The organism is Arthrobacter sp. 24S4-2 (genome assembly GCF_005280255.1).
Lineage (GTDB): Bacteria > Actinomycetota > Actinomycetes > Actinomycetales > Micrococcaceae > Arthrobacter.
Genome location: NZ_CP040018.1, coordinates 3065688 through 3080417, shown reverse-complemented (window position 1 = coordinate 3080417; position 14730 = coordinate 3065688). Strand labels below are relative to the sequence as shown.

Below are 14730 nucleotides of genomic sequence, written 5' to 3'. Positions count from 1 at the left end.
TCTTCGCCGGATACCCGAGCTTGTTGCAAAAAAGTTAGAGTTCGACGCCGAGCAGGGAGTTGACGGCGTCGCTGACCAGCGCCTGGTCCATCGCGGATCCGGCTTCCGGCTGCTTCAGGGAGTTCGCGGCCCAGCGGTCCACGGCTGCGAGGGCGCCGGGGGCATTGAGATCGTTCGACAGTTCGGTCCGCATCTCCGCCACGAGTTCTGCCGCCGATCCTTCCTGGGCCGCAGACAGGGCCCTGCGCCAGGTTTCCAGCCTGGCCTTGGCCTCGGCGAAGCCTTCCTCGGTCCAGGACCAGTCACTGCGGTAGTGGTGGGCGAGGATGGCAAGCCGGATGGCAGCGGGCTCTTCGCCGGCGGCCCGAAGTTTGGACACGAGCACCAGGTTGCCCTTGGATTTGCTCATTTTTTCGCCGTCGAGGCCCACCATTCCGGCGTGGGCGAAGTGGCGGGCCAGGGGAACACCGGTCAACGAATACGCATGCCCGGCACCCATCTCGTGGTGCGGGAAGGCGAGGTCGGATCCACCGCCCTGGACCGTGAACGGTGCGGGCAGGTACTTCTGGGCGATCACCGTGCACTCGATGTGCCAGCCGGGCCGGCCCTCCCCCAGTTCCCCGCCGGGCCAGCTGGGCTCGCCGTCGCGGGCCATGCGCCAGAGGAGCGGATCCAGGGCCTGGCGCTTGCCGCTCCGTCCGGGGTCTCCGCCGCGCTCCGCGAAGAGTTCCAGCATTTCGGTCTCCGAGAGCCCGGAAACGGATCCCAGCGTCCACGCGCCGGCATCGGCCGACCGTTTGCTGGCGGCTTCGACGTCGTAATAAACGTCGCCGTCGGGTTCCCCGGCAGCACCGGCGACCCGGTACGCAAGGCCGAGATCGAGCAGCCGCTCAATGGCCGGAACAATGTCCGGGACGGATTCGACCGCGCCGACGTAATGGTCGGGGGCCAGGACGTTAAGGGCTTCCATGTCGGTCTGGAAGAGCTCGATCTGGCTGGCCGCCAGCTCGCGCCAGTCCACTCCTGTGGCGGTTGCCCGCTCGAGGAGGGGGTCATCGACGTCGGTCACGTTCTGGACATAGGCAACACGTTGGCCGCCATCCCGCCAGGCGCGGTTCAGCAGGTCGAACGCTACATAGCTGGCCGCGTGGCCCATGTGGGTGGCGTCGTAGGGGGTGATGCCGCAGACATAGAGGGACTGTTCGCCCGTGGCCTCAAGGGTGCTGTAGGCCGCCTTGGCGGAGTCGAAAATCCGAACGGCGGGCATGCGGCCCGGGAGCTGAGGGACAGGGCGGGAGATCCAGGATTTCACAGGCCAAGCCTAGTGCTAGGCGCTGATGACATTGAAACCGAGCAGCAAATACAGCGCCAGTCCAAGGAAGATGCGGTACCAGACAAACAGCCGGTAGCTCCGGGTGGAGACGAACTTCAGGAACCAGCCGATGATGACGTAGCCGACAACCAGGGCGATCACCGTGGCCAGGGCCGTCTCCGGCAAGCCGAACGGGCCCGTGATCCCTTCCTTGGAGACCACTTTGTACAGCTGGTAGAGACCGCTGCCGAACACGGCCGGAATGGCCAGGAGGAAGGAATAGCGGGCTGCGGCTTCGCGGGTGTACCCCATCAGGAGCCCGGCGGTGATGGTTCCCCCGGAGCGTGACACACCGGGAATAAGGGCCAAGGCCTGGGCCAGCCCGTACAGGATGCCGTGCTTATAGGTCAGGTGGTCAAGGTCACGCTGCTGGCAGCCCACCGCATCGGCCACGGCAAGGATCAGGCCGAAGACGATCAGCATGGTGGCCACGATCCAGAGGCTGCGCAGCACGGACTCGATCTGGTCCTGGAAGATCAGTCCGAGGACGATGATGGGGAGGCTACCCAGGATCACCAGCCAGCCCATCCGCGCGTCAGGGTCGTTCATCGGCACGCGACGGGTCAGCGTACCGAACCAAGCCTTGATGATGCGGACGATGTCCCGCCAGAAGTAGATGATCACTGCCGTCTCGGTCCCCAACTGGGTGATGGCCGTAAACGCTGCCCCCGGGTCCGCCGCGTTTGGCAGGAAGGAGCCCACGATGCGCAGGTGGGCGCTTGAGGAAATCGGGAGGAATTCGGTCAGCCCCTGTACAAGACCCAGCAGGGCCGCTTCAAACCAGTTCACGTTTATAGACCCTACGTCATGAACCCTGTGTAATCCCCGTAAGCTAACAGCTATGCAGCAGCGTTATGTCGGCAACAGTGGGTTGCGTGTGTCCTCGCTATCCCTTGGCACCATGTCCTGGGCACGCGAGACCGATGAGCAGGATGCCTCCGAGCTGCTGCGCACCTTCGTGGACGCCGGCGGAACCCTGATCGATACCGCCGCGTCTTACGCAGACGGCCAGGCGGAGGCGCTGTTGGGATCCATGCTGGGCGACGTCGTCTCCCGCGCCGAAGTGGTGATCTCCACCAAAGCGGGTATCTCGACGTCGGACGGCCGGCGGAGCGTCGACACCTCCCGCAACGGCATGCTGTCCGGCCTCGACGCCAGCCTTGCCCGGCTTGGTACGGATTACGTCGACATCTGGTTTGCCCAAGCCTGGGATGCGAACGTCCCCCTGGAGGAGACCCTGTCTGCCCTTGAATTTGCCGTCCGCACCGGCCGGGCACGCTATGCAGGCGTGTCGAATTTCACCGGCTGGCAGACGGCCAAGGCTGCGGCGGTGGCAGGGTTCCCGCTCGTCGCGAGCCAGTCGGAATACTCCCTGCTGCAGCGGAAGCCTGAAGCCGAGCTCATTCCGGCCATCGAAGACGCCGGACTTGGGCTCCTTGCCTGGGCGCCCCTCGGGCGAGGGGTGCTGAGCGGCAAGTACCGCGGACACATTCCGGCGGACTCGCGTGCGGCGCAGAAGCGGCTGGCAAGCTATGTGGAGCCGTACCTCGAGCAGCCTGCATCGAGGATCGTGGAAGCAGTTGCCATGGCCGCGCGCGGTCTTGGCCGGTCGGCGATTGACGTTTCGTTGAGCTGGCTCCTGGCCCAGCACGGTGTGGCCACCGCAATAGTGGGTGCCAGGTCCCCGGTGCAGCTCAAAGAGATTCTGGATTCACAGCTGGCCCCGGTACCTGCCGAGATCGCCCGGGCACTCGAGGACGTTTCGGCTGTCGACTAGCCTGTCAGGCAAACGCCGTTGTCACGCCCAGGGCACGGCGTTCTCACTCCTGGACGATTTCCAGGTCCTCGTCGTCTTCGGCATCATCTTCGTCGTCATCCACGTCATCTATGACCTCCAGCGGCGTCACCTCGCCATAGGCCTCATAGAGTGAGTCGTCATAGACTTCGAAGGCATCAGCTACGGCAAAGAACGCCGCTTCGACCGTTGGGTCTCCATCGCCCCGCCGTGCGGAGGCTGCGATCAGGTGTTCTTCAAGGGCTGTGGTCAGGGACTGAAGCGCGACACGCGGATCGATGCTCATGACTTCACGTTAGTCGGAAATGGACGAAAATGGAGAGCAATGAAAGAACATTTTCTGAGCAGTTCAGTCCAGCGGGAGCGGGACTATGTGAGGCAGTACGAGTATCTGGTACTGACGGTCGGTCCTGAGGATTCGCTGCCGGAGGCGCGCCGACGCCTCGTTGAACACTCCGAGTACGGCAAGTGGGAGCTCGAGCGCAGCCGGCTTTACGTGGGCGGGGGCAGACGGTTCTGGCTGCGCCGCAAGGTCATCCAGGTCCAGCGGACCGTTTAGAACGGCAGGCTCCAGCGGACCGTTTAGAACGGCAGGCTCCAGCGGACCGTTTAGAACGGCAGGTTCCAGCGGACCGTTTAGTAAGACGGCGCTGCGGATTACGGTGTCTCCAGGGGCCCCAGCCAGGCGTTTGCCACTGTATTATGCGCCGACTCGTCGTTCGAGGGGTGGAACATCCCGGCGAGCACATCGCGGTAGAGCCGTTCCAGCTCGGATCCCCGGAAGTAGCTGGAGCCGCCGGATACCCTGATCGCCAGGTCAACAACGGTTCGCGCCGTCTCGGTGGCCCGGACTTTGAGGCCCACTAACCTGGGGAACCACTGGCTGCCGTGATCCACCAGCCTGTCAACGTCACGTGACAGCTCGGCGAGCTGGGGTAGAGGGCGTCCATGGCCATGGCGGCCTCGGCCACCTTCCAGCGGATGTCGGGGTCCTGCGCGTAGCTGCGTCCATCATTCTTGAAGGATGTCCGGCGCTTGACCGCCTCCACGCCGAGTTCCAGCGCCCGCTCGCCGAGGCCGGTGTAGACGCCGGCCAGCAGGGTCTCGAAGCAGGCGAAGATCGCGAAGATCAGCGGGTCCGCGTTCGGGCCCACCGGCAGTTTCCGGAAGATCCGGTCGGGGGCCACTCTGGCATCCGCCAGCACTGTGGTGTTTGACTGGCTCGCCCGCATGCCGAGGGTGTTCCAGTCGTCGAGGATTTCGTAGCCGGGAGTGTCGCGGGTGATGAACCCGTGAACCAGTTCACCCTCTCCCTCCCTGGCCGAGCCGTCCTTGCCGAAGATGCCCAGCCTGGTCCATGCCGGCGACAGGCTGGTGAAGATCTTCCGGCCGGTGAAGCTGTAACTGCCGTCAGCGTGGGGTGTTGCAACGGTCCGTGAATCAAAAAGCACCGAGTCGTTGCCGGCTTCCGAGTTTCCGAACGCGAAAATCTCCCCCTCCGCGGCCTCCCGGAGAACAAAGCCGAGCGAATCATCGCCACGGGCAGCCAGGACATGCGCGACGCCGGTCCACACCAGATGCATGTTGATCGCCAAGGCGGTGGCCGGGGCCGCCGTCGCCAGCCTTCTCTGCAGCTGCGCTGCCGCCGCAAGACCCAGCCCCAGTCCGCCGTCGGACTCCGGCACGAAGATCTTGAGGTACCCCGCCGCGGCGAGTTCCTCCAGGTCTTCGGCGAAGAACCCGTTCTCCTGGTCGTAGCGGCCGGCACGGCCGCGGATGCGTTCCAGGAGGGCATCGGCGAGGATCTGTTCCGGTGTCATGGTCTGGCTTTCGTGGGCGTCGGCGAATGCGACGGATCAGTAGTTGGTCAGCAGCCTGTCAAGCACCCTCGCGCCGAACTTGAGGGAGTCAGCCGGTACACGCTCGTCCACCCCGTGGAACATGCCGGTGAAGTCGAGTTCATCCGGGAGCTGGAGCGGCGCGAAGCCGTAACCGGTGATCCCCAGCCTGCTCAGCGACTTGTTGTCAGTACCGCCGGACAGCGTGTAGGGGAGGACCTTGGCGCCCGGGTCCTCGGTGTGCAGCGCATCAATCATCGAATCCACCAGGTTGCCTGCGAACGGCACCTCAAGCGACACGTCATTGTGGACGTACGAGACCTCTACTCCGTTGCCGGCCAGTTCCTTGACGATCTCCAGGACCTGCTGCTCCTGGCCGGGAAGCGTCCGGCAATCCACGAGGGCCTCAGCCGACTCGGGGATGACGTTGTGCTTGTAGCCGCCTTTAAGGAGCGTCGGGTTTGTGGTGTTCTGGAGGGTGGCGCCCACGAACCGTGCCACGGTGCCCAGTTCCTTCAGGAGTTTGTCCGGATCGTCCGGGTCGAACTCAACGCCTGTGAGTTCCGTCACGCCGTCGAGGAACTGCCGGGTGGTGGGTGTCAGTTCGACCGGCCACCGGTACTCACCGATGCGGGAGACGGCGCTGGCAAGGCGCGTGACGGCGTTGTCCGTGTTGATCTGTGATCCGTGGCCTGCGCGGCCGTGGGCCACCAGCCGGAGCCAGGACAGGCCTTTCTCCGCGGTCTGCAGCAGGTAGGTGCGCTGGCCGCCGATGGTCGCGGAAAAGCCGCCCACCTCGGATATTGCCTCCGTGGCGCCCTCGAAGAGTTCCCGCCGGTTCTCGACGGCGTAACGGGCTCCGTAAGTGCCGCCGGCCTCCTCATCGGCAAAGAACGCAAAGATCAGGTCACGTTTGGGTTTGCGTCCGGTACGGGCAAAGCTGCGCATCACGGAGAGGATCATGGCATCCATGTCCTTCATGTCTACGGCTCCCCGGCCCCAGATCATGCCGTCCTTGAGTTCGGCACCGAACGGATCGACCGACCACTGATCCCTGAGCGCGGGCACGACGTCCAGGTGTCCGTGAACCACCAGCGCGCTGGCCGAGGGGTCCTCGCCAGCAATGCGGGTCACCACATTGGCGCGGCCCGGTGCCGATTCGAAGATCTCCGCTTCCAGCCCCACCTCGGTGATGAGTCCTGCGGTGTACTCGGCAGCCGCGCGCTCCCCGGGGCCGGAGCCGTCCCCATAGTTCGAAGTGTCAATTCTGATGAGTTCCTGGCAGATCCTGACAACTTCATCCTCGGGGCGTACTTCAGTCATGTTTCACTCCTCATGGCGGCGGCTCGCGTGCTGGCTTCAGCCTACCCACACCTCCCCCTCGGGCCCCGATTATTTGTTTCCGGAAAAGTCGTGCTAGAGTCTTTCTCGCTGCTTCGGAGAAATCCAAAACGCTGAAAGGCGGAAACGATCTCCGAATTTCCACCTGCGCGGGTGGCGGAATGGCAGACGCGCTAGCTTGAGGTGCTAGTCCTCGAAAGGGGGTGGGGGTTCAAGTCCCCTCCGCGCACAAGGGAAAGCCCCTGGAATCCACGGATTCCAGGGGCTTTTTTCTGTCCTCGCCAACGCGAATGCCAGGGTTTCGCCCGAAACCCGGAACCGCGGCCTGACCGACCTGCGGCAGACGTAACTCCCCCGCTCCCCACCAAGTCGCGCTCCCTTAAGGGCCCGACTAAGGGCCCGACGGCGGCACTTTCCGCCGTCGGGCAGTCGCCTTGACCTGGTCGCCGCATACTGGCCAGCGGCCATGCTGAACTGCAACTGCCGTCAGAGAACCATGACGGGTTTGATCGCTGAGCCGGTCCTCATATCTTCGGCTGCCCGATTGATGTCTTCGAGCTTGTAGGTAGTGATCAGTTTGTCCACGGGGAAGCGTCCGGCTTCCATCAGGGCCACGATGGCCGGGATGAGCGTTTCAATTTCGCTGTCGCCCAGGGTGATGCCCTGAACGCGGCGGCCGGCCATGATGAAGTTGACGTCCACAGCGGCCGTGGCACCGAACGCCGGGGCGCCGACCGCCACGATCTGGCCTCGTGCCGCCGTTGAGAAGACTGCTTGCTCCAGGACCTTGGTATTTCCGGTCGCCTCGATGGCGGCGTCCGCTCCCCCTTCAGTGATCTTCCGGATCTCGGCCGGGACATCCTGGATCAGCGACGCGTCAATCGTGTGGGTTGCTCCAAGCTCGCGGGCCAGTTCCAGACGCGACGGAACCCGGTCCACGGCGATGATGGTGACGGCCGGGGTGAGCACCGCGGCCATGATGGCCGAGAGGCCGACGGCTCCGACGCCGAACACCACAAGGCTGGAACCGGGTTTGGGCCGGACGGCGTTCCAGACGGCACCCGCACCGGTCTGCACGCCGCAGGCCAGTGGTGAGAGGTGCTCAAGCGGACGAGTGGTCTCCACTTTAACGATGCTGCGCTCATCCACCACCGCCCTTCCCGCGAATGATGACTGACCGAAGAAATGACCACCGATGGATTCTCCACCCCTTGAGATCGGGGAGGTTCCGTCGTTTCTGGCTCCGCCGATCAGGTTCTCCGGAAGCCACGTGTCGCAGTAGGCCGGATGGCCGTCCCGGCAGTTGCCGCAGCTTCCACAGGAGGTAAAGGACAGCACAACCCTGTCGCCCGCATGAACGCGGGCGACAGCAGAACCAACCTCCGCGACAATGCCGGCCCCCTCATGCCCAAGCACACCCGGCAGGGGAAACGGCAGGCCTCCCCCGGCAACGGACAGGTCAGTGTGGCAGAGGCCCGCCGCTTTGATGTCGATGAGAACTTCATGGGGCCGCAGATTATCGAGCTCCACGGACTGGATGACGAACTCCGCGCCGGCGGATTCAACGACCGCGGCTTCGGTTGTAAAGGGCATGGTCGGCTCCTAGTCAGTGCCAATGATGACGGACTTGGTATGGGTGTAGGACTCCAATGCCTCAGGACCATACTCGCGGCCCCAGCCGGAATTCTTGACCCCGCCGAAGGGCACAGCCGGGTCAAGCAGCGCCCAGGAATTGACCCAGACAATGCCAGCATCAAGTTTCGAGGAAACTCGGTGCGCCCGGGCGATGCTTGAAGTCTGGACCCCGGCGGCGAGCCCGTATTCGGTGGCGTTGGCCAGCTCGATCGCTTCCTCCTCCGTGTCGAAGGGCTGGACCGTCAGGACCGGGCCGAAGACTTCCTCGCGGACCGCTGCGGCGTCGTTGTCGAGCCCCGCGATGACTGTGGGCCTGTAAAAGTACCCGCCGTCGAGATCCAGCGGCTCTCCACCCACGATGACCTGGCCGCCGGCTGCCCGGGCCCCGTCAACATAGCTCGCCACCTTTTCCAGCTGCTTGCGGCTAGCCAGCGGACCCATGACGGTTTCCGGGTCCCGGGGGTCCCCCACCGGCACACCGGCGACGGCCTCTTTCAAGACCCCCAGGACCGTTTCGTAGATTCGCCGTTCCACAAGCAGGCGCGGTCCTCCCATGCAGAACTGCCCGGAATTGAAGACGAACGCGCCAATCACGGTGCCGACGGCCTTGTCCAGGTCGGCGTCGGCGAAAAGGATGTTCGCCGCGTTTCCGCCGAGTTCAGCGGTGACCGGACGGAGGTTCTGGCCCGCCAGGGCCGCGACGTGTCGCCCGACTTCGGTGGAGCCGGTGAAGGCCACCTTGCTGACACCCGCGTGCGCCACCAGGTGGTCGCCAAGTGTTCCTCCCGACCCTGTCACGACGTTGAACACTCCCGCCGGAACACCGGCATCAGTGAGGATTTCAGCCATGAGCAGCGCACTGAGCGGGGTGTCGCCCGCCGGCTTATGTACCACCGAGTTGCCCGCCGCCAGCGCGGCAGCGATCTTGGTGCTGGAAAGGATCAGCGGGAAGTTGAACGGGGTGATCGCCGCGACCACGCCCAGTGGTTCCCTCTTCGTGAACGCATGCGCCTGCAGGGGTGTTTCCCGGACGGAACCGTCCAGCTGCTGTGCCATGGCGGCGACGTACTCGTACTGGTCGGCCGCCGTCGCCACGTCCACCACGCGGGCAAAGGTGATGGGCTTTCCGACGTCGGTGCTCTCGGTGAGCGCCAGTTCCTCGGCGCGTTCACGGATGAGAAGCGCTGCCTTGTTCAAAACGCGTGAGCGTTCCCGTCCGCTGAGGCCGGACCATCGTCCGGGGGCGAACGCGGCTTTGGCCGCATTGACTGCGGCATTGATGTCCGCCGTTGTTCCGGCGGCGACGGTTGCGACGACTGCACCGGTAGCTGGGTTGATGATGTCCGCTGTCCCGCCGTCGGACGAAGGCCGCCATTCGCCGTCGATGAACAACTGGCCCCTGGTAACGGCGCCCGGAAGCGTGGCCGACGGGGTCCGGGACTCCTGGATTGTCATTTCGGTTGAACTCCCTTGTTCGCGTGAATCTCAGCCCGGGCGCTCACTCCGCGCAGGGTCTTAAGTGATGTGGATCATCATTCGCGTCAAACAGGGAGGAGGCAATGGGCCTTTGCGCGATTTGGACAGTGAGCGCTACAGCCCCGATATTTCCGTTGATTTCTTCAACGTTTGCGAGGGTGCTTCGCCGAAAGTCTTCGCAAAGTGGATAGCGAACCGCCCGGCGTGCGGAAACCCCCAGCGTGCCGCGACGTCGCTGACCCGAGTGGAGGCGGGGGCCGAAAGAAGTTCGCTATGCACCCGACGGAGACGGATGGTGCGTAAATGATCCATCGGTGTTGTGTCCAGGTGTTTCCGGAAGCCCAGCTGGAGAGCCCGCGGGCTGACAAAGGCACCGGCGGCCAACGCCTCCAGCGTGATGGGCAGGTGGGCGTTGGACTCCATGAATTCTATGGCGCGCCGGACGGCGGCAGATCCAACAGCCTCAGCGTCCCCTGCCAGCTCTTCGCTGTAGTTGTTGGGCGCGGACAGCAGCAGCCCCCGTACGGCGTACTGGACCGCGGCGTGCGCCATTAAAGGCGCGGTCAGCAGCGAGTCCGGATTCCGCAGGCCGGCTACCAGCAGCTCCACGGCCGAACGCCATTCCTTTCCCCTGTGGGACGTCAGGTCAAAAGAACCCTCAAAGGCAACTTCCTGACGGGCGGAGCGTCCGAGTAGCGCTTCGAGTTCCTGATGCATCACGGACGTGGGAATCTTCAGCCCGAGCAGCTGCGCCGGCTCGGACCAGCCCTGGATTCCAGTCGCGCGGACGGGTCCGTGGATGGCTGCGGCAGAGGGGGTGCCCAGCACCACGCTGTTTCCTTGGGAAAACCTCAGCCTGCCGAACCGGGGAAAGTTGACCTGGTAAGCGGTCTCCAGGTCGCCGGTGGTGATCCTGACCGGCGTGCCGTACTCCAGCAGGCCAACGGTCACCCCCTGCACCTTGATGGCATTGACTCGCCACTGAAAACCGGCAGCTGAACGGCCGATGTCCAACCGGTGGGGGTACCAGACGCGGCCGCCTAATTCCGAAGCCTCATCGGGGGCGTTGCTGCTCACGGCAAGGCGAATCGGGGCCGCCTGGGCTCGATTGTCAGCTGCGGGAACCGCTGTGTCGCGCATTCGTCAACTACAGCACGGGGCCGGAACCAGGGGCAAGGGGACCGCTCCCCACTCCGGAAGCGCCGTCGAGCAAATCGATGAGCTCCAGGCCGCGGCGGCCCCATTCTATTTCCGTCTCCGCACGGGCAACCAGGCCCTCATACGTGAAGATCTTAAACTCGGTTGTGCGTCGCCGGTCCGGCTCCGGGGTTGCCGCCAGACGTTTTGCCAGCATCACGTTGGTCCCGGTCCGCAGCTCTTCGATCATCCCGGCCCACTGCTCGCGTCGAAGCGTGTGGTAGTCAATGTGGGCCTGCATATGCGCCATTGCCGAGTCGTGGTCGGCCCATTCCAGATAGGCGGCTTTCAGGTGCACCGGATCCCGCTCGCGGGAGTACTCCAACGGCGTGTTCATCCACTCACGGAACGCCGCGATACCTTCCGCTGTTATCCGGTACTGCGTCTTTTTGCTGTTGGGGCCCCACGGGATTTCCTCCCCGGCCAGGAGCCCGTCCTTCTCCATCCGCCTCAGCTCCGGGTAGATCTGCGAGTCCGGCGCATGCCACACATACGCCACAGACGATTCAAAGCGCTTGGACAGGTCATAGCCCGTCATCGGCTCCACGGAGAGTAATGCCAGCAGTGCGTAGCGAAGACTCATCGAATGAACCTCTTTCCTTCGGCCCTTGCTAATAACTATATCCATAGATATTCTGTGATTCAGCGCACTACCTATGTCGATAGGTATTTCGGACATCTCACGCAGTGCGAGTACCCACACCACGACGAATCGCTTGCATCATTGTCGACGCTGGCGGGTAACTGGAAGGATTAACCGTGACTGCTGTCCGGACCCAGAGTTCCACCACCAACAAGGTCCTTGGCTACCCGCTGAACGTCTGGTACGTCGCAGCCTGGGACAAGGAATTGAACCGCAAACCCATGTCCCGGAAAGTCGCGGGCCGCCCGCTGGCTCTGTACCGGACAGAGGACGGCAGGGCTGTGGCCCTGGCTGACGCCTGCTGGCACCGGCTCGCACCGCTATCCATGGGCAAAACGCTCGGCAAGGACCAGATCCAGTGCCCGTACCACGGCATCGTTTACGACTCCGCGGGGCGCTGCGTGTCCATGCCGGCCCAGGAGACCATAAACCCCAGTGCCACGGTGCCGTCCTTCCCCGTCGTGGAGCGGCACCGGTACGTATGGGTCTGGCTCGGTGATCCCACCAAAGCCGACCCCGAGCTGGTGCCAGACATGCACCAGCTGGACTCCCCGGAATGGGCAGGCGACGGCGAGACCATCTACGCCCCCTGCAACTTCCAGCTCGTGCTGGACAACCTCATGGATCTCACCCACGAAGAATTTATCCACTCCTCCTCCATAGGCCAGGAAGAGCTCAGCGAATCAGACTTCGTGGTCACGCACGATGCTGGAACCGTCACCGTTGCCCGCTGGATGTTCAATATTGATGCCCCGCCCTTCTGGCTCAAGAACATGCGGGACAAATTCCCAGGCTTCCAGGGCAAGGTCGATCGCTGGCAAATCATCACCTACCGTTCCCCGTCCGTCATCAACATTGACGTAGGAGTGGCGAAAGCCGGCACCGGAGCCTTCGACGGCGACCGCAGCCAGGGCGTCAACGGCTTCGTCATGAATGCCATCACCCCTGAAAGTGGCAAGTCATGCCACTACTTCTGGGCCTTCATGCGCAACTACCGTTTGGACAGCCAGCTGATCACCACCCAGCTGCGGGAGGGCGTGCATGGCGTGTTCGGTGAGGACGAGGCCATGCTCACCGCGCAACAGTCTGCCATCGACGCCAACCCGGACTACGAGTTCTACAACCTCAACATCGACGCCGGCGGAATGTGGGTCCGCCGACTCATCGAACGCCAGCTGGAATCCGAAGGCCGCCTCGTTCCCGTCGCTTAGGGAAGGGGCAGCCACGAGACAGGGAACTAACCATGGCAGCTACAAACATTGAGGTCTGGCAGCTGGGAAAAGTTGTCGAGGCCCGGAACATCGCCACCAACATCCGGAGGATTGTGCTGGAGCCTTCCCAGCCGACGAGGGCCGATCCAGGATCCCATATCGATGTGATGGTCCGCATTGACGGCCACAAGGACAAGCGCTCGTACTCCATCGTCGAGGCCAGCGAGGACGGCACGCGCCTGGTGATTAGCATACTTAGAGCTCCGCTGTCCCGGGGCGGTTCGCTCTTCATGCACACCCTGAAGGCCGGTGACCAACTGGAGATCACGCAGCCCCTGCAGAACTTTCCGCTCCGGGTCGGCGCCGAACAATACATCCTGCTGGCCGGCGGGATCGGCATCACAGCAATGATCAACATGGCCCGGATCCTTAAGAGCCTCCGCCGGGACTACACCTTGGTCTACGCGGGCCGCAGCCGTGCAGCAATGGCGTATGTGGATGAGCTCCAGGAGTTGCACGGCAACAACCTGGTGGTGCACGCGGATGACGACGGAACGCCCTTCAACGTGAAAACCCTCGTGGCCAGCGCTGCCGCCGACACCGAACTGTACATGTGCGGGCCCATCCGGCTGATGGACGCTGTCCGACGCTCCTGGAAAGAGCGGGAGCTCAAAAACTCCAACCTGCGCTACGAAACCTTCGGCAACAGCGGCTGGTATGACCCGGAGGAATTCATTGTCAAGGTGCCCAGCCTGGGTCTGGAAGTCCCGGTGGGCCAGGGCCGTTCCATGCTCGAAGCCTTGGAGGATGCGGGAGCGGACATGATGTTCGACTGCCGCAAGGGTGAATGCGGTCTCTGCGAGGTGCGGATCCTCAAGCTGCAAGGTGCCATTGACCACCGCGACGTCTTTTACAGCACCAGGCAGAAGAACGCCAACGAGCGAATGGCCTGCTGCGTCTCCAGGGCCGTCACCTCCAGAACGGACCTGATGGCCGAAGCATCCCACTCCGGCACGGCGACGGTGACCGTGGAAGTCTCCTGACGGCGTCGGGGGTGGCGCTCGTTACTGGTGCAAATCGTGGGAGCCGGAGGAAGCCGCGGACGCAGTCGCGTTCCTAGCATCCGGGAGGTTACGGCCCTTATAGGGCGAACCTGGTCGTGGCGAGCTTATACAGAGTCAGTGCGAGCGATAGGCGTACCCGTCCCGGCGCCGTGCGGATGTCAAAACCGAGCTCCGTCGAGTAGTCAGCTGCCCGAGCCTGAACGCTGGAGTGATGCAGGCCAACCTCGTCGGCAACAGCCCGAAGGCTGTTGGACGAGGCAAGGGATTCGAGCAATTCGAGAGCTTTGGAGTGCCTCGTCACGAGGCGCTTGAGTGCCGTGACGTCAGGGACTTGGTATGCGGAGGAATCGGCTGCCTCCGCAAAGACAAGAAGACCGCCCAGGTCATCCGCGAGCTGCCGGGGCTGGCGCTCGGACGTCAGGCGCAGGGCGAGCAGCGCAGATGCCCAGGAGCGGTGGAGCAAGCCGGGTTCCACGGCCAGGCCAACACCTGAGCGTGATCCGGGCCCCGCCGCCGAAAGCTGTGCGTCGCCGAGCTGTTTAGCGGGGAGCCGGGGGACAGCTGCCCGCACCGGGCCAACAACCGTGTAAATCACGGTGCTCGGCGTGGGCAGTTCGGCGGATGCTGGAACGGCCACAACCCTGTAGGCCCTATCACGGTCAAGGCGAAGCATGGCTGCGGCGTCCATCCGCCTGTCGAGAGGTGCCATGCCATCGATGAGCATCTCGATGGCCCGGCGGGAAGCGGCCACGGGGCTGGTGCGGTCGAAGGAGATCCCAAGGGCGATCGCCACCCGCTCCAGGATCATTTCGTCGTTGGCGAAGGCGGGGCCGGAACGCTCAATCCAGATCCGCCCGCCGTCGCCGAAATCGTGTCCAGGCCAACTGCCGGGTCCCTTGGAACTGTCCGAACCGGATCCATCGGCACCGGCGGGGCCGGTTCTTATACCGGAGGCATCAACGCGTAAGGAGTTGCCGCCCAGGACATATCCGGCTGGGCAGCCGCTCAACACTGCGGCGCCACTCAACAGCACCTGGGCACTTGCGTGTCCGTGGACGAGCGCGTCAAAGTACGCGATCACCTTAAGGCTTTCGGAGGCCTCAGGGTCAAGCGCCTTGAGGCGCCAAACCAATCCCTGCATATTTGCCGCTCGTTGAG

13 protein-coding genes, 1 tRNA gene and 1 pseudogene are annotated in these 14730 nt (G+C 63.8%); 5 read left to right on the top strand and 10 right to left on the bottom strand.

The window, feature by feature from the left end; translation table 11 throughout:
- Nucleotides 1-34 precede the first annotated feature (34 nt).
- Both mshC and FCN77_RS14195 read right to left on the bottom strand, forming a co-directional pair.
- Nucleotides 35-1312, bottom strand: a complete 1278-nt coding sequence (gene mshC / locus FCN77_RS14200; RefSeq protein WP_137322789.1) for a cysteine--1-D-myo-inosityl 2-amino-2-deoxy-alpha-D-glucopyranoside ligase — start codon at nt 1310-1312, stop codon at nt 35-37.
- Nucleotides 1313-1327: 15 nt separating this feature from the next.
- The gene (locus FCN77_RS14195; protein WP_137322788.1) at nt 1328-2161 is read right to left on the bottom strand and encodes an undecaprenyl-diphosphate phosphatase; all 834 of its coding nucleotides are present in this window, start codon (nt 2159-2161) and stop codon (nt 1328-1330) included.
- A 52-nt stretch (nt 2162-2213) separates the two neighbouring features.
- Between FCN77_RS14195 and FCN77_RS14190 the strand changes: the two genes are divergently transcribed.
- Nucleotides 2214-3149: an aldo/keto reductase gene (locus FCN77_RS14190; RefSeq protein ID WP_137322787.1), complete on the top strand. Its 936-nt coding sequence runs from the start codon at nt 2214-2216 to the stop codon at nt 3147-3149.
- 43 nt (nt 3150-3192) lie between these two features.
- Here the strand turns inward: FCN77_RS14190 and FCN77_RS14185 are convergent, their stop codons facing one another.
- Nucleotides 3193-3453, bottom strand: a complete 261-nt coding sequence (locus FCN77_RS14185; protein WP_137322786.1) for a hypothetical protein — start codon at nt 3451-3453, stop codon at nt 3193-3195.
- 39 nt (nt 3454-3492) lie between these two features.
- On the opposite strand from FCN77_RS14185, the gene FCN77_RS14180 reads away from it, so the two are divergent.
- Nucleotides 3493-3726, top strand: coding sequence for a DUF5703 family protein (locus tag FCN77_RS14180; protein WP_137322785.1), 234 nt, complete (start codon nt 3493-3495; stop codon nt 3724-3726).
- A gap of 98 nt (nt 3727-3824) precedes the next feature.
- On the opposite strand, the pseudogene FCN77_RS14175 reads toward FCN77_RS14180, so the two are convergent.
- Both FCN77_RS14175 and FCN77_RS14170 read right to left on the bottom strand, forming a co-directional pair.
- Nucleotides 3825-4987 (bottom strand): annotated as a pseudogene (locus FCN77_RS14175) (acyl-CoA dehydrogenase family protein).
- Nucleotides 4988-5023: 36 nt separating this feature from the next.
- Entirely contained in the window at nt 5024-6328 is a 1305-nt protein-coding gene (locus FCN77_RS14170) for a M20/M25/M40 family metallo-hydrolase (protein ID WP_137322784.1), read from the bottom strand.
- Between the two features lie 164 nt (nt 6329-6492).
- Here FCN77_RS14170 and FCN77_RS14165 point away from each other — a divergent pair.
- Nucleotides 6493-6576: transfer RNA gene (locus tag FCN77_RS14165), tRNA-Leu, on the top strand.
- Between the two features lie 256 nt (nt 6577-6832).
- Here FCN77_RS14165 and FCN77_RS14160 read toward each other — a convergent pair.
- The 4 genes from FCN77_RS14160 to FCN77_RS14145 form a co-directional block, all read right to left on the bottom strand.
- Nucleotides 6833-7939 (bottom strand): NAD(P)-dependent alcohol dehydrogenase, encoded by a 1107-nt coding sequence (locus FCN77_RS14160; protein WP_137322783.1) that lies wholly within the window; start codon nt 7937-7939, stop codon nt 6833-6835.
- A gap of 9 nt (nt 7940-7948) precedes the next feature.
- Complete coding sequence (locus tag FCN77_RS14155; protein ID WP_137322782.1) at nt 7949-9436, bottom strand: aldehyde dehydrogenase; 1488 nt, start codon at nt 9434-9436, stop codon at nt 7949-7951.
- A gap of 135 nt (nt 9437-9571) precedes the next feature.
- Nucleotides 9572-10534: an AraC family transcriptional regulator gene (locus FCN77_RS14150; protein WP_175417263.1), complete on the bottom strand. Its 963-nt coding sequence runs from the start codon at nt 10532-10534 to the stop codon at nt 9572-9574.
- Between the two features lie 70 nt (nt 10535-10604).
- Nucleotides 10605-11237 (bottom strand): PadR family transcriptional regulator, encoded by a 633-nt coding sequence (locus tag FCN77_RS14145; RefSeq protein WP_137322780.1) that lies wholly within the window; start codon nt 11235-11237, stop codon nt 10605-10607.
- 176 nt (nt 11238-11413) lie between these two features.
- Between FCN77_RS14145 and FCN77_RS14140 the strand changes: the two genes are divergently transcribed.
- Both FCN77_RS14140 and FCN77_RS14135 read left to right on the top strand, forming a co-directional pair.
- On the top strand, nt 11414-12508 hold the full coding sequence (locus FCN77_RS14140) for an aromatic ring-hydroxylating dioxygenase subunit alpha (RefSeq protein ID WP_175417262.1): 1095 nt from the start codon (nt 11414-11416) through the stop codon (nt 12506-12508).
- Nucleotides 12509-12540: 32 nt separating this feature from the next.
- Complete coding sequence (locus tag FCN77_RS14135) at nt 12541-13551, top strand: PDR/VanB family oxidoreductase (protein WP_137322778.1); 1011 nt, start codon at nt 12541-12543, stop codon at nt 13549-13551.
- A 97-nt stretch (nt 13552-13648) separates the two neighbouring features.
- On the opposite strand, the gene FCN77_RS14130 is transcribed toward FCN77_RS14135, so the two are convergent.
- The gene (locus FCN77_RS14130; protein ID WP_137322777.1) at nt 13649-14713 is read right to left on the bottom strand and encodes a hypothetical protein; all 1065 of its coding nucleotides are present in this window, start codon (nt 14711-14713) and stop codon (nt 13649-13651) included.
- Nucleotides 14714-14730: the final 17 nt, after the last annotated feature.